Consider the following 22,809-nt stretch of genomic DNA (forward strand, 5'->3'; position numbering starts at 1 on the left):
GGAGATCCTTAGCGCGGCAGCAGCCGCCGTCGGACGACCACAGGTCCGACAATCAGTGTTAGTCCGATGGAGCGCAGGCGGACTCCCCGCTAGACTCGGAGACTTGCATGACCGTGCAGGTTGGACGTGCGCGCTGCAGGCTCAATGCCGCCGCGCAAGCTTGATTGCGGTCGCCTCCTTTTCGATTTCCATTTCCGCTCACGCAAGGACAACATGCTCAAGAAAGTCGAGCCCTCCGTGACCACGCTCACGCTGACGCCGCGGCAGCCAGCCGGCGCCACGGCCACTCCTGCCGGGGCCGCGTCCACATCGACGGCGGCCCCCGATGCCATGCGGCTGAGCTGGCCCATGGTCGCCCTCGGCGTGGTCCTGCTGGCCGCTGCCATCGGCTGGTGGAGCGCCCACGATGAGCGTATCTGGCGCGCCTACGTGGGCGGCATGGCCGCCGCTGCAGCCACTGCGGCGGGGACGCTGCCGCTGTTTTTCTCGCGCCGTTTCTCGCCCCGCATGGCCGATTGCTGCACCGGTTTCGGTGCAGGGGTGATGCTGGCCGCCTCCGTCTTTTCGCTCATCCTGCCGGCCCTGGAGAGCCTGGAGCAAGGCGGCAGCACCAAGCAGATGGCCAGCCTCATCACCGGGGCCAGCGTACTGTGCGGTGCGCTGCTGGTGCTGGTGCTGCAGCGTGCCGGGCAGGGCCATGACGAACTGGCGCGCCAGGCGGCGCTGCGCCGCGTGTGGCTGTTCGTGCTGACGGTCGGGTTGCACAACTTGCCTGAAGGATTGGCGGTCGGCGTGGCCTATGGTGGCGTGGCGCCAGAGCAGGCTTCCGTGCTCACCTTCGGTATCGCCTTGCAGGACATCCCCGAAGGCATGATCGTGGCCACCGCCCTGCGTGGCATCGGCTACTCACGAGCTGATGCCATCGGCTGCGGCATCCTGTCGGGATTGGTGGAGCCGCTGGCTGCGGTGGGCGGTGCGGCGCTGGTGTCGCTGTCGGCGGCGATGTTGCCGTGGGCCCTGGGTGGCGCGGCCGGGGCCATGCTCTTCGTGCTGGCCCATGAAGTGATCCCGGACCCGCATCGCCGTCGCGATGCGCTGGCGGCGACCTGCTGCCTCATCATCGGCTTCGTGCTCATGATGGTGATGGATACCGCACTGTCATGAGGGAAGCGATCATGACCACTCCCGCCCCTGACGAGGATCCGGCCATCGCGCCATCGGCGCTGACTTACGTGGAACTGTGGCGCGGGGCTGAGCTGCTCATCAGGAAGGCCGGGGAAGGGCAGTCCGGCTCGCGCTGGGTGTTCCTGTCGGTGCTGATGCTGCTCTCGTTCTGTCTGGAAGCCTATCTCAACCACGCCGGTCCCCTGCTGTTGGGCGCTGCCTGGAACGAAGGCCGGCAGCCGCACAGGGACAAGGATGTGAAAGCCAAGCTGCGCCTGGTGTGCGCTGCCTGCGGCGTGACACTGGAAGCGCCCTACAAGTACCGCACGGTCGCGCTGACCCTGCTGGAATTGCGCGAGAGTCTTGGCCATGCCACCCAGGTGCGGCTGGCGCCGCCGGGCGTGACACCCTCACGGCGCGCCGCGCTACCCGATAGCGCATCGGACCCCGCCGAGCTCGCGCTCGACCCGGCATGGAGCCCTTATTGCGAGCGCAGCGTGGTGCTGGAGTACCGGACCCAGCTGCGCAGCCTGCTGGCCAAGCTGCATGCGGGATTGTCGCAGCAGGGACGCAGCCCGCTGTCGATCTGAAGCGTAGCCATCCGGTCCGTGCCGGCCCGAAACAACCCTTATTTTTTCTTCACTACAGGAGTCCACATGTTCAATCCGCTTTCCCGTCCTGCCCTGTTGCGTGCTGCGTGCAGTGCCCTGGTGGTGCTGTCCATGCATGCGCTGCCGGCCCACGCCGATGCGCCCACGGTGAGCATCCTCGAGCCCAAGACCGGGCAGACCGTGACCAGCCCCTTCCGCGTGCGCCTGGCCGCGCATGCCATGACAACCCGCCCGGCGGGCAAGGTGGTGGAAGGAACCGGTCATCACCACCTGCTCATCAATCACGGTGCCGTGGGCAAGGGGGAAGTCATTCCCGACGATGACACCCATCTCCACCTCGACAAGGGCCAGACCGAAGTCATGGTCACGCTGCCACCGGGCAAATTCAAGCTCACGGACCAGTTTGCCGATGGCGAGCATCGTTCCTACGGACACATGATGGCGCACGGTATCAACATCATCGTGAAATGATCCTCCCACGGGGCGCCGATAGTACACAGCAGGCAGCAAAAAGGGCCCCGGGGGGCCCTCTGCCTTCGGCAAGCCAACGCCCTTAGCGGTTGTTGCCCTGGTTGCCGCCGCCGTGGCTGTTCTGGCCGCCCTTGCGGCCGGCTTCACGTGCTTCTTCCGAGCTGAACTCGTGCGCGCTGCCCTTTTCGTGGGCGGCCTTGCCGCCCTGGCTGGCGATTTCGCGCTGCTTGTTTTCATCCATCGAAGCGAAGCCGCGGTTGCTGGTCGAGCCTTGGTTCTGGTTTGCCATGATGTATCTCCTTGAGTCATGAGGGGGTGGAAAAATCCGCAGGGCTTTGTCTTCCCTACGAGTCTTCATCTTAGGCAGGTGCCGGCGGTCGTGATATCGGCGTGTTTCCCGATGAGGGGGCGGCGGGGACTGTCAGTCTTGCCAGCATCATTGAAGAAGAGTTGCTGCTCTGCCATGAGCTCTTCCACACCGGGTGAAGCGTGGCAGCTCATCGTTTTCATCAGTCGATCAGATCAATCGGAACCGTGCCATCTACTGTGCAGATGAATCGATGCACCCCTTCAGGAACCAACACGGCCTGCGGGACTCCATGGCTTGTTCTGGGCATCGCATGCTCACGGCCTGCGATGCCGGTAAAACCTGGATACCACCATGAAGAAGAAACAAGCGCTGATCGAGGGAGTAAACCGGCTCAAGGCCTCGCACGAGCAGGCAGCCACCATCCTGCAGAACATCGTGCATGACGTGGTGCGGGTCAGCAAGGGAGGGGAAGGCTTGCCCGAGCGCCGCGACTTTCGCCGCTATCGCCGTGCCATCAAGGAATTGAAACTGCAGTGCCTGCAGGTGGAAATGGTACTGGCCGAATTCGACCGTGAAGATTGATCTGTGCGCTTGATCATCTGAAGTGCATTGATCTGCCGGGGCGATCAATCGGAGGTGCCCCGGCAGGGGCCTTGCCCTTACAGTTGCGGACTGTTCTCCCGCATATCCTGCTCCGAATAATTGTCGCCTTCCGGTTTGTTGCGGGAGCCAGGCTTGTCGCTGTCGCCCGGCGCGTATTGCTTGCCGCGGTCGAGCATGTCGCGCTCATTGGTGCCGCTGCGCGCGTTACCCTCGGTTTGCAGGTCTTGCGGGCCGGAAGTGTCGGGGGGATGGGTGTGCTTGTTCAGGGCGTCGGTCATGATGCTCTCCTTGTCCTTGGATGAATGGATGGCGCGCCGTCATGCAAGCCGGCAGGCGCAGTGCTGCATGTGCTGGTCGATGCTACTGCGACACGCAGGCCGTGTATGTCGGCCAGCACCGCCAATGCTGGCTCCGGGCGGCTGACACGGGGCAGGGAGCGCAGTCATTCCTGCTTCGCCCCATCCGCTGCGCGCGCTCATCAAGCGGCGCTGACGCGTCCGACAGCCTCGCCCCACAAAGGCAGGCGGGGGCCGCTGATGGTGGACTGTCCTCGCTCTCGTTAGTGTGGAAGCTCAGGACCTTTTCCCTTTTCGCCTTTTCCCTTTTTCCCCTCAGCTTTCCCAAGGAGAACCACATGGCCATCGAATCCAAACTGCCCACCCGCGCCAATCCCGGTCCCGCACAGTCCAGTGGCGACGCCACCAACCGCGCGGCCCGCAGCGACCACGTGGAAGCGCGCGAAACCAGCACCGACAACGCCAACAAGGAAATCGCCAAGCCCGAATTCGACATCGTCCAGGATGATGCCCGCGCGCCGCGCTGAGTCTGCCACCGAGTCTTCGACTCGTTTTGCCAGGCTTGCCGCCGATGTTCATTGACGCCAGACCAGCCCATTCAAGGAGTAACCCATGCGCGCATTGCTCTACCATTCCGCCCATGACGTGCGGGTCGAAACGGTCCCCGACCCCATCATCCAGGAAGCCGACGACATCATCCTGAAGGTCACTGCCACCGCCATCTGCGGCTCCGACCTGCACCTCTATCGCGGCAAGATTCCTGCCACCAAAGCAGGCGACATCCTCGGCCATGAATTCATGGGGGTCGTGGTGGAGACCGGGCCGGGCGTAAAGAGGCTCAAGAAGGGCGACCGTGTGGTGGTGCCCTTCGTCATCGCTTGCGGCCAATGCTTCTTCTGCGACCAGCATCTCTACGCCGCCTGTGAGACGACCAACCCGGATCGCGGTGCGATCATGAACGGCAAGGGCATCCGCTCGGGAGCGGCCATGTTCGGCTACAGCCACCTCTATGGCGGCATGCCGGGCGGACAGGCCGAGTACGTGCGCGTCCCCAAGGCCGACGTCGGACCCATCCGCATCGACTCGCCGCTGGCCGATGAGCAGGTCCTGTTCCTGAGCGACATCCTGCCCACCGGCTATCAGGCGGTGAAGAATGCCGGGGTGCGTGAGGGCTCCACGGTAGCCATCTACGGTGCCGGTCCGGTGGGCCAGATGGCGGCCGCGTGCGCCCGCATGCTGGGCGCGGAAAAGATTTTCATGGTCGATCACCATGACTATCGCCTGCGCTTCGCTGCCGAGCAATACCATGCGATTCCGATCAATTTCGACCAGACCGATCCGGGCGAGACCATCATCGCCAATACCGCCGGCCGGGGTGTGGATGCGGTGATCGATGCGGTCGGCTTTGAAGCCAAGGGCAGTGTGGTCGAAACCGCGATGACCAACCTCAAGCTCGAAGGCAGCAGCGGGCAGGCACTGCGCCACTGCATTGCCTCGGTGCGGCGCGGCGGCACGGTGAGCGTACCGGGTGTGTATGCCGGCTTCATCCACGGTTTCCTGTTCGGCGACATCTTCGAGAAGGGGCTCACCATCAAGACCGGCCAGACCCACGTGCAGCATTACATGCCAGAGCTGCTGGCCAGTATCGAGGACGGCTGGCTGCGCCCCGAGGCCATCATCACGCACCGCTTGCCGCTGGAGGAGGCCGCCGAGGGCTACCGGATCTTCAATGAAAAGCGCGAGGAATGCCGCAAGGTGGTGCTCACTGCCTGAGCATGCCGGGCATGCTGCTGGAGAGGGAAGCGACCGGGTGATGCCGGTCGCTTTTTTCTGGTCCTCACACGGGAGGGAATTTCATCCGTCCCTTCGAACGAGCGACTTCTGCTCATCTTTTTCGAGGTTCATCCGTAGTGAATAAGGGCCCAGACAAGGCTTGATAGCGCCTCAGGAGCCGGGTTTTGGTGGTCTTGGTGGAAAGGGGAGGCTGGCGAGCACTGGCTCGCATTTTTGTGGTGAAAATGTCGCGCCGTGATATAAAAATGCCAATGCTGCAAGTTTCATTTGCTGGTAAGACCTTTGTGTGCGTAAATACTGCAAAATTTATGAAATATATGACCTAAAGTTGGCTCAATCTCATAATTATTTGAATATTTTTCATATTTTTCCTTACGCACACCACTCGGGAAGCCAATGAAGGCCTTGTCAGACATGAAAATCGGCGTGAAGCTGAGCTTGGGGTTCGCCAGTTTGTTGGTGATGATGCTGGTCCTCGTGGGGGTGGCCATGCTCGGGATCAATGGCCTGCGCAGCTCCATCGAACGCGCCAACGAAGTCCAGAACGAAAGCCTGGCGCCCCTCTACGTGGCCCGCGAGGCGCTGGACCAGACCGGTATCGCTGCCCGCAATGCCTACGTCTTCCTCAGCGACGCCGATGCGCAATCCGAACTGAAGATCGTCGACGAACAGAAGGCGGTCTATCTCGCCGAGCTGCACAAGCTGGAATCGCGCCTGGCCGGCAATGCCCATTTCGCACCGGTGCGCACGGGCCTGCTCCAGATGGCCGATGAACTCAAGCGCCCGCGCCAATACCGCGAGAGCGGGGCGATGGAGGCTTATCGCAGTTTCCTGGTCAATGATTGCAGCCCGCTGCGCCGCAAGATCGTGGCCGACATCAACGTCCTCATCGGCGACATCGCCGGCCAGAGCACGGACGCCGGCCTGGCCGCAGAGCAGTCGGCCACTGCCGCCCTGCGGCTCATCGCCGTGCTGGCGGCCCTTGCCGTCGTCATTGCGGTGGCGGTGGCCTTCACCATCACACGCGGCTTGCTGCGCCAGCTCGGCGGCGAGCCGGCCTATGCAATGGCCATCGCCCAGCGCATCGCACATGGCGACCTGGCCGTGGAGGTCGCCACCCGCAGCGGCGACCGCAGCAGCTTGCTGCATGCCCTGCGCATGATGCGCGACAGCCTGGCCGGCATCGTCGGGCAGGTGCGCCAGGGGACCGATGCGATCGAACGCGCCTCCTCCGAGATTGCCTCCGGCAACGTCGACCTGTCGGCCCGCACCGAACGCCAGGCCAGCTCACTGGAAGAGACCGCCAGCGCCATGGAGGAGATCACCTCGGCCGTGCGCCAGAGTGCAGCCAATGCGGCGCAGGCCAATGAGCTGGCGGCCTCGGCCTCGGGGGTTGCGGTCAAGGGCGGGCACATGATGGGCGAGGTGGTGGCGACGATGGAAGACATCCATCAATCCTCGGTGAAGATCGTGGACATCATCAGCGTGATCGATGGCATCGCTTTCCAGACCAACATCCTGGCCTTGAACGCAGCCGTGGAAGCGGCGCGCGCCGGCGAGGGCGGGCGCGGCTTCGCGGTGGTGGCCTCGGAAGTGCGCACGCTGGCCCAGCGCAGCGCGGCAGCCGCCAAGGAGATCAAGGAACTGATCGGCGCCTCGGTCGCCAAGGTCGAGAGCGGCAGCGGCCAGGTCAAGGACGCCGGACAGACCATGGAAGAGATCGTGGCCAGCGTGCGCAAGGTGACCGAGGTGATCGCTGAAATCAGCCTGTCCAGCCGTGAGCAAAGCGAGGGCATCGAGCAGGTCAATGACGCCATCGGCCACATGGATGAAGCGACCCAGCAGAACTCGGCGCTGGTGGAGCAGGCTGCTGCAGCGGCCGAGGCGCTGACCTCACAGGCCGGTGCGCTGGCACGGCTGGTGTCCACCTTCAAGCTGGCGCCGGCGGCGCAGGTGATGGGGTGATCCGTGCTGCTTGAAAACCCTGACAACGCCGTTCATGCAGACTTTTCCGTGCCGGCCCGATTGCCGCAAGACGAAGGCGCTCGCCTGGCCGCGCTGCAGGGCTATTGCGTACTCGATACCCTGCCCGACAAGACCTGCGACCAGATCACCGAGCTGGCGCGCTCGCTCTTTGGCGTGGAGATCTCGCTGGTGTCGCTGGTGGATGAAGAGCGACAGTGGTTCAAGTCGCGCGCCGGCTTGCCTGCCCATGAAACCCCGCGCTCCATGTCTTTCTGCGCCCACGCCATCCTGTCGGGCGGTAGCCTGGTCGTGCTCGATGCCCAGCAGGATTCACGTTTTCGCGGCAACCCGCTGGTCACCGGTGCGCCGCGCATCCGCTTCTATGCGGGCGCGCCGCTGGTGTCCTCGCAAGGCCATGCGCTGGGCACGCTCTGCCTGATCGATCCGCATCCGCGCCAGCGCTTTGGTCCGGCCGAGGTGGCCAGGCTGGAACAGCTCGCCGCCATGGTCATGGAGCGCCTGGAGCAGTTGCGCAACCGCGGCTATACCGACCATGTGACGGGTTTGCCCAATCGCGCCCGCCTCATGGAAGTGCTGCGCACACGGCCGCACGCCAGGGGCGCTGCCGGGCTGCCCTGTGCGGCGCTGGGCGTGGACATCTGTTCGCGTGAATATTTGTTCGATATGGTCAAGGCGCTGGGCTGGGATTATGCCGAGGCCTTCCTGGTGCAGGTCAGCCGTGCCCTGTGCGAGGCGCTGGGCGGGCAGCCGGTGTACCGGGTCACGACCACGACCTTCGTCTTCCTCGACGAGAGCACCACCGCGCAGCGGCAGGAACACATCGCCAACGTTCGCCAGCAGTTCGTGCAGGCCCTGGAAATCCACGGCATTCCCCATCAGCTCGACATTGCCATTGGTGTGTTGCCGGCCGTGGATGACATCGCCGGTAGCGACGTGGTGCGCTCGCTGCTGACGGTCATCGATGTGGGGCGCGAGGAAGGCGTCTGTCCGCGCCAGTTCGAATCGGTCCATGCGGAAAACCAGCGCCACGCTTTCTGGCTGCTCTCGGCATTGCCGATGGCCTTCAATGCGTCCAATGAACTGAGCCTGCATTACCAGCCCAAGGTCCGCTTGCGCGACGGCAGCTGTGTCGGCGCCGAAGCCCTGATTCGCTGGGTTCACCCGGTGATGGGCAACATCTCCCCGGCAATCTTCATCGCGCTGGCAGAGAAAACCGCCCAGATCCGCCAGATCACGGCCTGGGTGGTACGCCATGCGGTGGCCCAGGTCGCGGCCTGGCAGGCGCGCGGTCTGGCGGTCCCGATTGCGATCAACACCTCGGCGCGTGACTTCGAATCCGACGACATCCTGCGTCTGCTGGCCGCGCAGTTGAAGCAGCACGCGGTCTCGCCCGGATTGATCGAGATCGAATTCACCGAGAGCTCCATGGCCAGCAATCCGGAAGGGGTGCGCCAGCGCCTGGAGTCGCTGCGCGAGCTGGGGGTGAAGGTGGCCATCGATGACTTTGGCAGCGGCTTTTGCAACCTCTCCTACCTCAAGAGCATCCCGGCCGACATCATGAAGATCGACCGCTCCTTCATCCGCAGCCTGGAAGAGGACCAGGCCGACCAGGTGATCGTGCCTTCCATCATCCATCTGGCACACCAACTGGGCTTTTGCGTGGTGGCCGAAGGGGTGGAAAGCGAGCGCACGGCCAGGATCCTGCATCACCTGGGCTGTGACATCGCCCAAGGCTATGCGATTGCGCGGCCGATGCCGGCCGACGAACTGGAGCAGTGGCTGGGGATGGAGCCATGAGGGCCGCTGGCGCCGCAGTGCTGCGGCGGGCAATCCGCGCCCTGCCAGGGGCGCGGCGCTTACGGCAGGTTCGATTCCAGCAGTTGCAGCGACAGGATATCGGTGGCCAGGGCGGCCAGTTCTTCGAGGGCCTGCCGTTCGTGGGCGCGCAGGATGCGCGGTTCGGTATCGATGACGCACAGGGAACCGAAAGCGCGGCCCTGGTACATCAGGCGGATGCCGGCATAGAAGCGGATGAACGGCGAGCCCGTGACCATGGGATTGTTGACGAAGCGCGGATCCTTGGTGGCGTCGGAGACGGTGAAGATCTCCTCCTGCATCACGGCGTAATTGCAGAAGGCCCACGAGCGCGGCGTGGAGCTGATGTTCAGGCCATGTGCCGCACGGAAGATCTGCAGCTCCGAGGTCAGGAAAGTGACCAGGGCAATGGGGACGTCCAGCAATTCGCTGGCGAGCCATGTCAGGCGATGAAAACGGGCCTCGGAATGTGTGTCTTCCATTGTCTGTTCAACGAAGCGCGCACGCTCGGCTTCATTCGCGCTGACCGGATAAGGCACTTCGATCTGGGGCACGACGGGGCCGGCCGCGGGCTCGGGTTGTTTCACTTCACGATGGCCGAGCAAGGTCATGACCGAACTCAGCCGGGTGCGTCGGTGGCCCCCGGGTGTCTTCCAGGAGGCCAGCATGCCGCTCTCCATCCACATCTGGGCGGTGGTGATCGACACGCCCAGCAGCCGGGCTGCTTCCCGCGAGGTCATCGCCGGGTCGCTGGGAGGTGTTTGGTTGTCATCAGAGGGTGCTGCGCGACCCATTTGATTGATCCTTGTAAAAGTATAACTGCGCGCGGACGAATTTTTATATTTCACATATTTAATATTTTAAAAATGGCAGAAATGCAACGAAAGTCAGTATTTTTAATATCTTTCACTTTTCGTTAGCGCTGCTCTGTGCAAAATATGAAATAGGCAGATATCCGTACGGTAGCGAGGGGAGCTTACGCCATCCTTGTTGTCGATGAATTCTCGCTATGCGGGAATGGTTCATCGTTGTTTTGAAGGTGTTGACGTTGGTACCAAGCGGGCATTGTAGTGCCCATTGCGAAATGATGTCGGACAAGGTCTGTGGTTCTGACGGGAAGCTGACCTGCGTCAAGCCTTGGGGCCTGATCCGTCGCAGAAAACCCGACGCGGTCGCAGGCGGCAGGGAAAACCAGGGAAGAAATGGGCAAGCGAGAAAAACCGGCAGCGACTTCTCATCGAATGAAAATTTGTGTCGCCGGCAGGACCTACGTGGTGGAAAGCCGGCCGCTGGACGCGGCCCGCGAGCAACGCTGTTACGTGTACCGGGTCTGGAGCGACGGTGTACTGGTGAAGGATTGGACCGAGGGCAACATGGCCGACTTCTTCGGCATGCTGCCTGAGGCTGGCAAGGAATAGAACGCAACTGCTCCGGCGCACCTCCGCGCCGGATCGCTGTCCCGCCTTCTCATCCCCCCGAGAAGGCGTTAGCCCTGCTTCGCAAGAAGCAGGGCTTTTTTTGCCGCTTCGCAGCGCAGTCGGTGGCAATGTATGAACCAATCTCATTGATCAATGAGATCAAATCATTTTTATTCATGGATGGCCCGTCATAGAATTCGGCCAGAACATTGACCGACAAGGGGCGCAGACACATCATGAGCAACGACTTCTCATTCGCCATCAAGAGCATCTGTTTCGACGAGGACTACCGTCCCGCCGACAACACGCGCATCACCACCAATTTCGCCAACCTGGCCCGGGGCGCAGAGCGGCAGGCGAACCTGCGCAATACCTTCCGCATGATCAACAACCGCTTCAATGCGCTGGCGCACTGGGACAATCCCAAGGCCGACCGCTACGCCGTGGAGCTGGACATCGTCTCTGTGGAAATGGGGATCGCCGGACAGGATACGGCTCATGCGCTGCCGCTCATCGAAGTGCTCAAGACCAACATCGTCGATCACCACACGGGTGAGCGCATCGAGGGTATCGTCGGCAACAATTTTTCGTCGTATGTGCGCGATTACGATTTCAGCGTGGTGCTGCTGGAACATACCAAGCAGCAGTCGGGCTTCAGCGTCCCCGATCATTTCGGCGAGCTGCATGGCAATCTGTTCAAGCGCTTCGTCGACTCACCCGCCTACCGCGAGCACTTCAGCAAGCCGCCCGTGATCTGCCTGAGCGTGGCCAGCAGCAAGACCTATCACCGCACCGGCAATGTCCATCCGGTGCTGGGTGTGGAGTATCTCCAGAATGAAAGCTCGCTCACCGATGCCTACTTCGCCAAGATGGGGCTGGCGGTGCGCTACTTCATGCCGCCTGACAGCGCCGCGCCGCTGGCCTTCTATTTCAGTGGCGACCTCCTGCGCGACTACACGAACCTGGAGCTGATCAGCACCATCAGCACGATGGAGACCTTCCAGAAAATCTATCGTCCGGAGATCTACAACGCCAATTCCGCTGCCGGCAAGACTTACCAGCCCAGCCTGCAGAACGAAGACTATTCCATGACGCGCATCGTCTATGACCGCGAGGAGCGCAGCCGCCTGGCGGTCCAGCAGGGGCGCTTCGCCGAAGAACATTTCATCAAGCCGTACCGCGCCGTGCTCGAACAGTGGTCGGCTGCTTGTGCCCGTTGATTTTTCCTCCACCAGGTTCTCCATCGTGAAAAAACTTTTGCCCACCTCCACCGCCGGCAGCCTGCCGAAACCCGCCTGGCTGGCCGAGCCCGAAAAACTCTGGTCGCCCTGGAAGCTGCAAGGCGAAGAACTGCTCGATGCCAAGCGCGATGCGTTGCGCTTGTCGTTGCAGGAGCAGCAGCATGCCGGCATCGATATCGTCAGTGATGGCGAGCAGACGCGCCAGCATTTCGTGACCACATTCATCGAGCATCTCGACGGTGTGGATTTTGCCAAGCGCGAGACAGTGCGCATCCGCAATCGCTATGACGCCAGCGTACCCACGGTAGTGGGTGCGGTGTCGCGCCAGAAGCCGGTGTTCGTCGAGGATGCGCGCTTTTTGCGCAGCCAGACCGACCAGCCGATCAAGTGGGCGCTGCCCGGCCCCATGACCATGATCGACACGCTCTATGACAGCCACTACAAGAGCCGCGAGAAACTGGCCTGGGAGTTCGCCGTGATCCTCAACCAGGAGGCGCGCGAGCTGGAGGCAGCCGGCGTGGACATCATCCAGTTCGATGAGCCGGCCTTCAATGTCTTTTTCGATGAAGTCAACGACTGGGGTGTGGCCACGCTGGAGCGCGCCATCGAGGGACTCAAGTGCGAGACCGCCGTGCACATCTGCTATGGCTACGGCATCAAGGCCAACACCGACTGGAAGAAGACGCTGGGTTCCGAGTGGCGCCAGTATGAGGAGACGTTCCCGAAGCTGCAGGCATCCAATATCGACATCGTCTCCCTGGAATGCCACAACGCGCGCGTGCCCATGGACCTGATCGAACTCATTCGCGGCAAGAAGGTCATGGTCGGTGCCATCGACGTGGCCAATCACACCATCGAGACGCCCGAGGAAGTGGCGGCGACCTTGCGCCGGGCCTTGCAGTTCGTGGCGGCGGACAAGCTCTATCCGAGTACCAATTGCGGGATGGCGCCGCTGCCGCGTGATGTGGCGCGGGGCAAGCTCCATGCCTTGAGTGCGGGGGCGGAGATGGTGCGGCGTGAGTTGCAGGGATAGTTGCAACGTGAACCTTACCTGATGAAAGGAAAATGACCACCGGAAACGGTGGTCATTTTTCTTTGGATCGCGTGTCTTGCTGCGCCGTGTTCTGCGCCCTATCAAGCGGAAAAGAGTCTGCAAGGAGGGTACGCGTCTTTCAGCGGGAGGGGGCCACATCCCGCACCAGCCTGATCCCGACCAGGGTATAGCGCGTAGTGGGGGTATTCCAGTTCCGGAATGCACACCGCGCATACAAGGCCCACGTATGCCACGAGCCCCCGCGCCGTACTTTGGTCTGACCGCTTGCCGGCCCCTGCGGGTCTGCCAATGGCGAGCGTGCGTAGGTGTCTTCTCCATACCAGTCTGCAGTCCACTCCCAGGCATTGCCTACCATGTCGTGCAGCCCGAAGGCGTTCGGCGGGAAACTGCCGACCGGGGAGGTGAAGGCGAAACCATCATGGCCCTTGAGCGCATGGCCCGCCAGGCGCGGCCAGTAGGGCGCTGCATCGGCATCGAAGGTATTGGCAATGAAGCTGAGGCCCTCGGGATCATCGCCATTGGGATAACGTGTGGTACTGCCTGCGCGGCAGGCGTATTCCCACTCGGCTTCCGTCGGCAGACGGTAGTGTGCCTTTTCCTTTTCACTCAGCCATGCGGCCAGGGCTTGTGCGTCGTTCCAGGTGACGTTGAGCACCGGATGATCGTCGCCCTGGGGAAAGCCTGGAGTCTTCCAGCTGTATTGCGGGTTGCGCCCTTCGAAGGCGTCCTTGCGCTCGGTCTTCTCAGGGTCATAGACGGGGTTGTAGCCATAGCCTCCCGTCTGGTCGCGGATGGATTCGGGAACATAGCCGGACTGCGCCACGAATCTGGCAAACTGGCCAACGGTGACCAGGTGCTTGCCGAGATAAAACGGACGGGTGATGCGCACCTTGTGGCGCGGCCGCTCATCGTCGAGGTCGCGCAGGCGGCGCTCTTCATAATCCGGATAGGCTTGTTTGAGCGACGCGAGGGATTCATCGGTGCCCATCAGGAATTCTCCCGCCGGGATCAGGACCAGTTGCATGCCGATGGCGTTTTCCATCGTCGCGGGTAGTGGCGGTCTTTCCTCGGCGCACGCGCATTGCACGTTCGCGCAAAACAATATCGCCAGCAAGCTGATGGTGCCGTGTTTCAAGTCATCCCCCTGATGTCGGCTGCTGCTTCCCTGTTGACGTTGCAACGAGGAGTTCAATTCGTTGCCGCCTGCGCCAGATCCCCCTGGATGGCAATCGATTCTATCGCAAACGACAGAAGGGGCTTGCTGGCCTCGTGCAGTATGAGGACGGGCTTTGATATTGAATAATTACCTCTGCAATCATGGGAGGATGGCGGGCCGGGCTGTGAATGGTTCCGCGAATTGAAAAAATAGGTCAAAGTCTCCAGGTGTCAGTGACAAGCTTGTTGGATTGTATTCGCGGGTTCTCTAGCAGGAGGCATCAAGCGCTATTTCTTAAGCGTACGGCGTGGCTATGCTCCTCGAGCAGAGATCGCGTACGGCCTTGGAATAGGAAACGCGCGATGCCTTGCATCGGGCGGCTGCGTTGCTGTAAAACCTGTCAACCTATTTCAGGACTGGATGCAACATGGAATTAAGACAACTCCGCTATTTCATACGGGTCGTTGAGTTGGGAAGCATGGGCCGAGCTGCAGCGGACCTGGGGGTAGTCACTTCTGCACTCAGTCAGCAAATCAGCCGGCTGGAGGGCGAACTCTCTACCCGTCTGTTGCGACGTACGACGACCGGCGTTGTCGCGACCGACGCAGGTTTGGCATTCTGGCACCAGGCACAACTGGCGCTGCGGCATGTCGACGAGGCAAGCCGGGCTGCGCAGAACGCGCGCATGTCCGGGCATGTCAGTGTCGGCTTTGCGCCAACCACGGCATCGGTGTTGGCGCTGGCCTTCATGAGCAGCTTGCGTGCCCGCTACCCTGACATCCGTTTGCACCTTGTCGAAAGCCTGTCGGGTAACTTGGCCGCCATGCTCAATGCGCGGCAACTGGATCTCGCCATTCTGTTCGAGACAAACGCAGGCAAGCGCCTGACGGCCACGCCTCTTTTGCACGAGCGCCTCTTTTTGGTCGGTTCCCATCAGCTCGCTGACATGCCCAAGGTCAACAAGATCCATCTCAAGGATATCGGCACGTTGCCGCTGGTGATGCCTAGCGGAACCCATGGGTTGCGGGCGGTTGTGACAAAGGCCTTCACGCAGGCCAAGTGCGAGCCCAACATCGTCGCCGAGATTGATGGCTTGGCGACCCTCATGGACGTTGTCCGGACGGGGCTGGCAGCGACGATTCAGCCCGGCGCCGCGGCCTCGCGTCTCCACGGATCCGAAGTTCGGCTCGTACAGGTGGCCGACAAGGGAGTGCGTCGGACCAATTTGCTGGCCAGCCTGCCAGAGGATGAATTGTCGCCGGCTGCATTGGCTACCCGCATCGTGCTGAGGGACGTCGTGCGCGAACTATTGACCGGGTCCCATTGGTTGGGAGCAAGTCTTCACGAATCATGAACGCGGCTTGTCGGGCTGACGACTACCGAAGCTGATACGGTCCACCTAGAATCGCCTCTTGAAACGGAGGCAAGCGATGGTAGACGTATTGGTTGTTGGAGGCGGCAATGCGGCACTGTGTGCGGCGCTCATGGCCCGGGAAGCAGGCGCATCCGTCTTGCTGCTTGAGGCATCGCCACGTGAATGGCGTGGTGGAAATTCTCAGCACACGCGCAACCTGCGCTGTATGCATGACGCGCCACAGGACGTGTTGGTCGACGCCTATCCCGAAGAGGAATACTGGCAGGACCTGCTCAAAGTCACCGGCGGAATCACCAATGAAAAATTGGCACGCATCGCCATCGTGGCATCGTCAAACTGCCGCGACTGGATGCGCCGGCATGGCGTGCATTTCCAGCCACCACTGTCTGGTGCGCTGCATGTAGCCCGTACCAACGCCTTTTTCATGGGCGGAGGCAAAGCCCTGGTGAATGCCTACTTCCGTAGCGCAGAAAGACTGGGCGTACAGATCCGCTACGATACACCGGTGGTGTCCGTCGAACTCGATGGCGACCGCTTTGCTGCCGTGCGCACTGCCAAGGGTGAACGAATCACCGCAAAAAGCTGCGTGCTGGCGGCAGGCGGCTTCGAATCCAATCGCGCATGGTTGCGCGAAGCCTGGGGCCAGAACGCCCGTGGCGAATGGCCCTCCGACAATTTCCTGATTCGCGGCACGCGCTTCAACGAAGGCGTGCTGCTCAAATACATGATCAATGCCGGGGCCGATGCGATCGGCGACCCGACACAAGCCCATATGGTGGCAATCGACGCACGCGCGCCGCTCTATGACGGCGGCATTTGCACGCGGATCGATTGCGTCTCGCTTGGCGTGGTCGTCAATCGTGACGGTGAACGCTTCTATGACGAAGGGGAGGACTTCTGGCCCAAGCGCTACGCCATTTGGGGGCGCCTGGTGGCGCAGCAGCCAGGTCAGATCAGCTACTCCATCATCGACCAGACAGCCATTGGCCGCTTCATGCCGCCGGTCTTTCCTGGCACCACAGCCAACACGCTTCCCGAATTGGCACAGAAGCTCGGACTGCCCGAGCAGGCCTTCATCAAGACAGTGGACGACTACAATGCCGCCTGCCGTCCTGGCCACTTTGACCACACTGCGCTCGATGACTGCCGCACTGAAGGTCTCACTCCCCCAAAAACGCACTGGGCGCGCCCCGTCAGCACGGCGCCGTTTTATGGCTATGCCCTCAAACCTGGTGTCACCTTCACTTACCTGGGCTTGAAGGTCAATGAGCATGCCGCCGTGCACTTCGGCGGCCGACCCAGTCCCAATCTGTTCGTGGCCGGGGAAATGATGGCGGGCAATGTGCTTGGCAAGGGATACACCGCCGGCGTTGGCATGGCCATCGGTACGGCCTTCGGACGCATCGCTGGCACGCAGGCGGCCGCTGCCGCAAAGAGAGTTGAACATGCAACAGCTTGAAGCCCTGACCCGACAAGCCTGCGAGCAGGCCTCAGGGGGGTATGCCGTGATCCCGATCCTGAGCGCGAAGGAGGCCGAGGTCGAGCGCCAGATGAAGATCTGCAATTCCTGCCGCTACTGTGAAGGCTTCTGCGCGGTGTTCCCGGCAATGACGAGGCGGCTGGAATTTGGCAAGGCTGACATCAATTACCTTGCCAATCTCTGTCATAACTGTGGTGCCTGTTTGCATGCGTGTCAGTACGCACCGCCGCATGAATTCGCCGTCAATGTACCGCAGGCCATGGCCAAGGTGCGCGTTGAGACCTATGCCGACTATGCCTGGCCGCCTGCTCTTGGGGCGCTATACAAGCGTAACGGACTGTTCCTCGCGCTCGCGTTGGTCGCGGGATTGACACTGTTCCTGATGCTTGCCGCCTGGTTGCAGGGCTCGCTGTTGCGCGCACCTTCCGGCGCCAATTTTTATTCCATTTTTCCGCACAAGCTGATGGCAGGTTTGTTCGCGCCAATCTTCTTGCTTGCACTACTGAGTCTGAGCCTGGGTGTGCGGCGTTTTTGGAAAGACATCTCACCGGGAGCCGCTACGGCGGACGCTGTGGGAGACGCCGCAGACAAGGTGCTGAGACTGAAATTCCTGGACGGCGGACATGGGGAAGGGTGCAACAACGCCAATGACAGTTTTACGTTGGCGCGGCGCCGCTTTCACCATTTCACGTTTTACGGTTTCCTGCTGTGCCTGGCGGCTACCAGCGTGGCGACGTTGTACCACTATCTGTTCGGCTGGGAAGCACCCTACGGCTTCACCAGTTTGCCCAAGCTGTTGGGCATCTCAGGTGGCGTTTCTCTGCTGATCGGCACTACCGGTTTGTTTGCTTTGAACTTGCGCCGCCACCCGTTGCAGGGGGATACAGCGCAGAAACCCATGGACCGCGGTTTCATCGCCTTGCTGTTCCTTACGGCAGCGAGCGGCCTGATGCTGATGCTCTCGCGCGGAACCCCCGCACTGCCGCTGACCTTGTGTGTGCACCTGGGCGCAGTCATGGCGCTGTTCGTCACCTTGCCCTATGGGAAGTTCGCCCATGGCATTTTCAGAAGTGCTGCTCTTCTCAAGTGGGCAATCGAGAAGCGCCAACCGAATTCATTAAAACTAAGCGACGACTAAATGCCTGACACGGCCAGTTTGCGTGATGCGTCAGCTCTGCTCATGAAAAGACCCGTGACATAACTTATAAAATATTTGGAGGCAAATACAATGACCATAAAAGACACCAATAGGGATGGCGCAGGTTCTCGACCCTCGTCAAAAATCGGCGCCGTACTGCGTGTCACCAGTGGAAACTTTCTGGAGCAATTCGACTTCTTCCTTTTTGGCTTCTACGCAAACTATATCTCCAGGATTTTCTTCCCAAGCGATAACGAATTCGCGTCCCTGATGCTGACTTTCGCGGTGTTCGGTGCCGGTTTCTTGATGCGGCCGCTGGGTGCGATCATATTGGGTGCTTACATCGACAAGGTGGGCCGCCGCAAAGGCTTGATTGTCACGCTCTCGATCATGGCGAGCGGTACGGTGCTCATTGCGCTGGTGCCGGGATACGCATCAATCGGTTTGTTCGCACCGTTGCTGGTGCTGATCGGCCGCTTGCTTCAAGGCTTCTCGGCCGGGGCGGAACTGGGTGGCGTATCGGTCTACCTGGCGGAGATTGCCACCCCTGGCCGCAAGGGCTTCTATACTGCCTGGCAATCGGCTAGCCAACAGGTCGCCATCGTGATGGCGGCTGCGCTGGGATTCGGCTTGAACCACTGGCTTTCTCCAGAGGAGGTGACGGCATGGGGGTGGCGTATCCCGTTCCTGATCGGCTGCGCGATCATTCCCGTTATCTTCATGTTGCGCAACACCCTGGAGGAGACCGGCGAGTTCCAGGCGCGTCGTCACCATCCTGATATCCAGGAGGTGTTTCATTCGATGGTCAAGAATTGGCGTACGGTGCTCACAGGGATGCTCTTTGTCGCGATGACGACCACCACTTTCTACCTGATCACCGTCTACACACCAACCTTTGGTCGCAGCGTGCTGCACTTGGGAGCGGGCGACAGTTTGTTGGTGACGCTTTTCGTGGGATTGTCCAATTTCGTCTGGCTGCCGATTGGTGGTGCACTATCCGACCGCATTGGCCGCAAACCTATTCTGGTCGGCATTTCCTTGCTTGCGCTGCTGACAGCTTATCCCGCGATGTCGTGGTTGGTGGCCAACCCCAGCTTTGGACACCTGCTTGCGGTGTTGCTGCTGTTCTCTTTCTATTTCGGGATGTATAACGGTGCCATGGTCGTAGCGCTGACGGAGGTCATGCCTGTGAACGTCAGAGTGGTAGGCTTCTCACTCGCCTTCAGCCTGGCAACCGCCGTCTTTGGGGGATTTACACCCGCCATTTCCACGTATCTGATCGATGTGACGGCCAATAAAGCGTCGCCCGGACTTTGGATGAGTTTCGCTGCGCTATGTGGGCTCACCGCTACTTTGATCTTCTGTCGACGCGGTGGAGCAGTGAGTCGCGTTGTGCAGTGAAACTCAGGCGCGACGCTTGGCCTCAATGGAAAAGATGTCCGCAATGCGCTGGCGATGAGCGCTTCTGCCACCAATTGCGGACATCGCTACGATTACTGTTTGATATTGAGAAGGCCACCGCAATGGTGGCCTTTTCATTGGCGCTGACGCTGTTGCCACTGTGCTTTTGATACGGCATCGATGAGTCCGACTGGCTTTCATCGGGTTGACAGGCCTTATTTCGGAAATGCAGACTCCATTCTTGTTGATCGGCTCACCAGCTGGCCTCCCTCTCCGCCGTGGAGGAAATCTTGTGAATGGCCAGGTCGGCCCCTTCAAACTCCTGCTCCGGATCCAGCCGTATCCCCACCGCCTTCTTCAGCAAGCCATAGACGATCCATCCGCCCGCTGCCGCAATGGCGATCCCCATGAGGCTGCCGATGAGCTGCGACATGAACGACACGCCACCGCGTCCGCCCAAGGCCTGCAGCCCGAAGATACCCGCCGCCAGTCCGCCCCACAGGCCGCACAGGCCGTGCAGCGGCCACACGCCCAGCACGTCGTCGATCTTCCACTTGTTCTGGGTGCGGGTGAACATCCACACGAAGATCGCCCCGGCAATGCCGCCGGTGACCAGCGCGCCCAGCGGATGCATCAGGTCCGAGCCCGCACATACCGCCACCAGGCCGGCCAGCGGGCCGTTGTAGGCGAAGCCGGGATCGTTGCGGCCCATCAGCAGCGCCACCAGCGTACCGCCGGCCATGGCCATGAGCGAATTCATGGCGACCAGGCCATTCATCTTGTCCAGGGTCTGCGCACTCATCACGTTGAAGCCGAACCAGCCCACCGTCAGGATCCACGCGCCCAAGGCCAGGAAAGGAATGTTGGACGGCGGATGCGCTGCTACCGCGCCTTCCTTGCTGTAGCGGCCACGGCGTGCACCCAGCAGCAGGACCGCCGGCAGCGCAATCCAGCCACCCACGGCGTGGACCACGATGGAACCGGCGAAATCATGGAACTCTGCACCGAAGGTGGTCGCCAGCCAGGCCTGCACGCCCAGGTGCTGGTTCCACGCGATGCCCTCGAAGAAGGGATAGACCAGGCCCACCAGCACGGCCGTGGCGATCAACTGCGGATTGAATTTGGAACGCTCGGCGATGCCGCCGGAGATGATGGCCGGGATGGCTGCCGCAAAGGTCAGCAGGAAGAAGAACTTCACCAGCTCGAAACCGCTGCGCTCGGCCAGCGTCTCGGCGCCGGCAAAGAAGCTCACCCCATAGGCCACGTAATAGCCGATGAAGAAGTAGACGATGGTCGATACCGCAAAGTCAGCCAGGATCTTCACCAGGGCATTGACCTGGTTCTTCTTGCGCACCGTCCCCAGTTCCAGGAAGGCAAAGCCGGCATGCATGGCCAGGATCATGATCGCCCCCAGCAGGATGAAGAGGGCGTCTGCGCCGTTTTTGTGATCGTCCACCAGAAAATCTCCCAAAAAGTGTGCAAGGAAATGCGTGAAAGCCACGACTAAAGCAATTTCCGTTCCATTTTGGTGGGAAATGCGCAGTGCATTGATTTGAAAAGACTTTTTCGGTGCGTCAGCTATGCGTCAGGCACCGACATGCACGAACTCCGTGCATGTCGGTGCCGGTCGGTTGTAGTCGGCTGCATTTTGGTGCGTGGGCAGTAAAGCCTTGCCTGCCCAGCGTCGCTTATTGCCGAGTCGCCTTGGGCAGTGCGTCAATGAAACCCTCAATGAGCTGCGCCACCGCCTCCGGATCTTCCAGCGGTGACAAGTGGCCCACGCCAGGAAGGACGCGGAGGGCGGCCTGGGGAATGCGCGGCAAAAGCTCTGCCTGCAGCGTCGCGATCCTGTCGACCTGATCCTGCTCGCCCGAGATGACCAGCGTGGGGACTTCGATGGCAGCGACATCGGCCGTGATGTCCTCCGCCATCGCCACGTTGGGCCAGGCGAGCTTGGCCTGGGGTGCAGCCTGCAGGCTGTCCTCGATGACCTGTGCGCGGCGCGCGGCCGTGAGGGGCTTTGCGGTCAATACATGGTCGAGCACGAACTCCACCGATTCGCGCGACTGGTAGGCGCCTGCCAGCATGGCCCGCTGTTCCGCCGAAAGCAGCATGGGCGAGGGCGGAGATGGTGCCACCAGGATCAGCCCTTCAAGCCCGTGCGGCCGGCGCGAAGCCATCAGCTGTGCCACCTTGCCACCCATGGAGTGGCCCACCAGGACATAGCGCTGCAGTCCCAAGGCGGCAATGACGCCCTCGGCATCGGCGGCCAGGTCGGCAATCCGGTAGCCCTCGGCGGGCGCTGCAGAGCGGCCCCAGCCGCGATGGTCGGTGGCGACGATGCGGCATCGCTGCGCCAGCGGCGCAGCTACCGCATCCCAGGTCCGCGACGAGCCGCCGTAGTAATGCAGGAACACCAGCGCCAGTTCGCCGCTGCCCTGCTGGGCAACGTGGATGCGTGTTCCGTTGGTTTCGATATGCATGTGTCTGCTCCTTTGTGATGGGGGAGAGTCAATGGTAGATTCCATGCGAAAAATTTATAATTGGCGAATTGTTAGTCACAGTCGACACTCTGATGATCGAATAGGGGGCGCATGGACAAACTGATGAGCCTCAATGTCTTTGTGGCCGCAGTGGAGGAAGGCAGCTTTGCCGGGGCGGCCCGGCGCTTCGCGCTGTCGCCGGCGATGGCGGGCAAGCACGTCAGCCAGATCGAGGCGGAGCTGGGTGCCCGCCTGTTTCAACGTACCACGCGCCGCCTGAGCCTCACCGAGGTAGGCCGGACGTATTATGCGCGTTGCCGCCAGATCCTCGCGGCATTCGAAGAGGCGAACCGCGAAGCGACTGCGGCGCAAGGGACCGCACGGGGCGTTCTGCGCGTGGCCGTGCCGGTGACCTTCGGCGCCATGCATCTGGGCCCGGTCATTGCGCGCTATCTTGCGGATCACCCGGAGGTCAACGTCGAGGTCGTGCTCGGCGACCGCTATGTCGACCTGATCGATGCGGGCGTGGATGTGGCCATCCGCATCGGAAAGCTCGACGATCCCGAACTGGTCACGCGCCGTCTGGCACCCTGCAGCATGATCGCCTGTGCCTCTCCCGAACTGATCGCGCAGCATGGCCTGCCTGGCACGCCGCAAGCCTTGTCGCGCCTGCCGCGCCTGGCCTTCAGTGACGCAGTCTCTGAAGGCGACTGGACTTTCATCGATGCCGCGGGACAGGCGCATCGCATCGATGGTCCGTGCCGACTGACGGCCAACAACATGCAGATGCTGCTGGCTTGCGTGCTGGCGGGCGCGGGCGTGGCCTACGGGCCTTCCTTCGTCTTCGGGGAACATATCAGGCAAGGGCGCTTGATTGCCCTGCTTCCGGAGTACCGCGCCAATGCATTGGCCATCCAGGCCGTCTATCCGAGCGCGCGAGGAATTCCGCTCAAGGTCCGCCGCTTCGTCGATTATCTTGCCGAAGACTTCGGCGCTCATCCGCCGTGGGAAGT

The 22,809-nt window shown here is 61.6% G+C and carries 22 protein-coding genes; 16 read left to right on the top strand and 6 right to left on the bottom strand.

What is annotated here, in order from left to right; all coding sequences use genetic code 11:
* Positions 1-330: 330 nt before the first annotated feature.
* The 3 genes from FYB76_RS07490 (at position 331) to FYB76_RS07500 (ending at position 2,246) form a co-directional block, all read left to right on the top strand.
* Positions 331-1,164, top strand: coding sequence for a ZIP family metal transporter (locus FYB76_RS07490; protein ID WP_370516320.1), 834 nt, complete (start codon positions 331-333; stop codon positions 1,162-1,164).
* An 11-nt stretch (positions 1,165-1,175) separates the two neighbouring features.
* Positions 1,176-1,754: a hypothetical protein gene (locus FYB76_RS07495; protein ID WP_154133202.1), complete on the top strand. Its 579-nt coding sequence runs from the start codon at positions 1,176-1,178 to the stop codon at positions 1,752-1,754.
* A 66-nt stretch (positions 1,755-1,820) separates the two neighbouring features.
* Complete coding sequence (locus FYB76_RS07500; RefSeq protein ID WP_229296906.1) at positions 1,821-2,246, top strand: DUF4399 domain-containing protein; 426 nt, start codon at positions 1,821-1,823, stop codon at positions 2,244-2,246.
* Positions 2,247-2,328: 82 nt separating this feature from the next.
* Here FYB76_RS07500 and FYB76_RS07505 read toward each other — a convergent pair whose 3' ends face one another.
* Complete coding sequence (locus FYB76_RS07505; RefSeq protein WP_088756453.1) at positions 2,329-2,535, bottom strand: KGG domain-containing protein; 207 nt, start codon at positions 2,533-2,535, stop codon at positions 2,329-2,331.
* A 372-nt stretch (positions 2,536-2,907) separates the two neighbouring features.
* Here FYB76_RS07505 and FYB76_RS07510 point away from each other — a divergent pair, with 372 nt between their 5' ends.
* Positions 2,908-3,138, top strand: coding sequence for a hypothetical protein (locus tag FYB76_RS07510; RefSeq protein WP_088756452.1), 231 nt, complete (start codon positions 2,908-2,910; stop codon positions 3,136-3,138).
* A 77-nt stretch (positions 3,139-3,215) separates the two neighbouring features.
* Here the strand turns inward: FYB76_RS07510 and FYB76_RS07515 are convergent, their stop codons facing one another.
* Positions 3,216-3,437: a hypothetical protein gene (locus tag FYB76_RS07515; protein ID WP_088756451.1), complete on the bottom strand. Its 222-nt coding sequence runs from the start codon at positions 3,435-3,437 to the stop codon at positions 3,216-3,218.
* A gap of 356 nt (positions 3,438-3,793) precedes the next feature.
* On the opposite strand from FYB76_RS07515, the gene FYB76_RS07520 reads away from it, so the two are divergent.
* From FYB76_RS07520 to FYB76_RS07535, 4 genes are all read left to right on the top strand, one after another.
* Positions 3,794-3,982 carry a hypothetical protein gene (locus FYB76_RS07520; RefSeq protein WP_088756450.1) on the top strand — a complete coding sequence of 63 codons (189 nt, stop codon included), beginning with the start codon at positions 3,794-3,796 and terminating at the stop codon, positions 3,980-3,982.
* Between the two features lie 85 nt (positions 3,983-4,067).
* Positions 4,068-5,228 (top strand): zinc-dependent alcohol dehydrogenase, encoded by a 1,161-nt coding sequence (locus FYB76_RS07525; RefSeq protein WP_154133203.1) that lies wholly within the window; start codon positions 4,068-4,070, stop codon positions 5,226-5,228.
* Positions 5,229-5,645: 417 nt separating this feature from the next.
* Positions 5,646-7,214: a methyl-accepting chemotaxis protein gene (locus FYB76_RS07530; RefSeq protein WP_154133204.1), complete on the top strand. Its 1,569-nt coding sequence runs from the start codon at positions 5,646-5,648 to the stop codon at positions 7,212-7,214.
* A 48-nt stretch (positions 7,215-7,262) separates the two neighbouring features.
* Entirely contained in the window at positions 7,263-9,032 is a 1,770-nt protein-coding gene (locus tag FYB76_RS07535) for a GGDEF and EAL domain-containing protein (RefSeq protein WP_284078887.1), read from the top strand.
* A gap of 59 nt (positions 9,033-9,091) precedes the next feature.
* Here FYB76_RS07535 and FYB76_RS07540 read toward each other — a convergent pair whose 3' ends face one another.
* Positions 9,092-9,844: a GAF domain-containing protein gene (locus tag FYB76_RS07540; RefSeq protein WP_088756446.1), complete on the bottom strand. Its 753-nt coding sequence runs from the start codon at positions 9,842-9,844 to the stop codon at positions 9,092-9,094.
* A 447-nt stretch (positions 9,845-10,291) separates the two neighbouring features.
* Here FYB76_RS07540 and FYB76_RS07545 point away from each other — a divergent pair, with 447 nt between their 5' ends.
* From FYB76_RS07545 to FYB76_RS07555, 3 genes are all read left to right on the top strand, one after another.
* Entirely contained in the window at positions 10,292-10,468 is a 177-nt protein-coding gene (locus FYB76_RS07545) for a hypothetical protein (protein ID WP_229296907.1), read from the top strand.
* Between the two features lie 236 nt (positions 10,469-10,704).
* Complete coding sequence (locus FYB76_RS07550; RefSeq protein WP_154133205.1) at positions 10,705-11,688, top strand: DUF1852 domain-containing protein; 984 nt, start codon at positions 10,705-10,707, stop codon at positions 11,686-11,688.
* Between the two features lie 25 nt (positions 11,689-11,713).
* On the top strand, positions 11,714-12,742 hold the full coding sequence (locus FYB76_RS07555) for a methionine synthase (RefSeq protein WP_370516317.1): 1,029 nt from the start codon (positions 11,714-11,716) through the stop codon (positions 12,740-12,742).
* 139 nt (positions 12,743-12,881) lie between these two features.
* On the opposite strand, the gene FYB76_RS07560 is transcribed toward FYB76_RS07555, so the two are convergent.
* Entirely contained in the window at positions 12,882-13,781 is a 900-nt protein-coding gene (locus FYB76_RS07560) for a formylglycine-generating enzyme family protein (RefSeq protein WP_370516321.1), read from the bottom strand.
* Between the two features lie 565 nt (positions 13,782-14,346).
* Between FYB76_RS07560 and FYB76_RS07565 the strand changes: the two genes are divergently transcribed.
* The 4 genes from FYB76_RS07565 (at position 14,347) to FYB76_RS07580 (ending at position 19,313) form a co-directional block, all read left to right on the top strand.
* Complete coding sequence (locus FYB76_RS07565; RefSeq protein ID WP_154133207.1) at positions 14,347-15,273, top strand: LysR family transcriptional regulator; 927 nt, start codon at positions 14,347-14,349, stop codon at positions 15,271-15,273.
* Between the two features lie 76 nt (positions 15,274-15,349).
* On the top strand, positions 15,350-16,753 hold the full coding sequence (tcuA, locus tag FYB76_RS07570) for an FAD-dependent tricarballylate dehydrogenase TcuA (protein ID WP_154133208.1): 1,404 nt from the start codon (positions 15,350-15,352) through the stop codon (positions 16,751-16,753).
* Positions 16,740-17,912: a tricarballylate utilization 4Fe-4S protein TcuB gene (gene tcuB / locus FYB76_RS07575; protein WP_154133209.1), complete on the top strand. Its 1,173-nt coding sequence runs from the start codon at positions 16,740-16,742 to the stop codon at positions 17,910-17,912. Before tcuA ends, tcuB begins: the two co-directional genes overlap by 14 nt.
* Before the next feature lie 90 nt (positions 17,913-18,002).
* Entirely contained in the window at positions 18,003-19,313 is a 1,311-nt protein-coding gene (locus FYB76_RS07580) for an MFS transporter (RefSeq protein WP_154133210.1), read from the top strand.
* Between the two features lie 253 nt (positions 19,314-19,566).
* On the opposite strand, the gene FYB76_RS07585 is transcribed toward FYB76_RS07580, so the two are convergent.
* Together FYB76_RS07585 and FYB76_RS07590 are read right to left on the bottom strand one after the other, a co-directional pair.
* On the bottom strand, positions 19,567-20,769 hold the full coding sequence (locus FYB76_RS07585; RefSeq protein WP_370516318.1) for an ammonium transporter: 1,203 nt from the start codon (positions 20,767-20,769) through the stop codon (positions 19,567-19,569).
* A gap of 232 nt (positions 20,770-21,001) precedes the next feature.
* Positions 21,002-21,796 carry an alpha/beta fold hydrolase gene (locus FYB76_RS07590; RefSeq protein WP_154133212.1) on the bottom strand — a complete coding sequence of 265 codons (795 nt, stop codon included), beginning with the start codon at positions 21,794-21,796 and terminating at the stop codon, positions 21,002-21,004.
* A gap of 111 nt (positions 21,797-21,907) precedes the next feature.
* Here FYB76_RS07590 and FYB76_RS07595 point away from each other — a divergent pair.
* Positions 21,908-22,809 (top strand): LysR family transcriptional regulator (locus tag FYB76_RS07595; RefSeq protein ID WP_154133213.1); only part of this gene is annotated, 902 nt, incomplete at its 3' end.

It is taken from the genome of Herbaspirillum sp. CAH-3 (assembly GCF_009668275.1).
Classification (GTDB): Bacteria; Pseudomonadota; Gammaproteobacteria; order Burkholderiales; family Burkholderiaceae_D; genus Herbaspirillum; species Herbaspirillum aquaticum.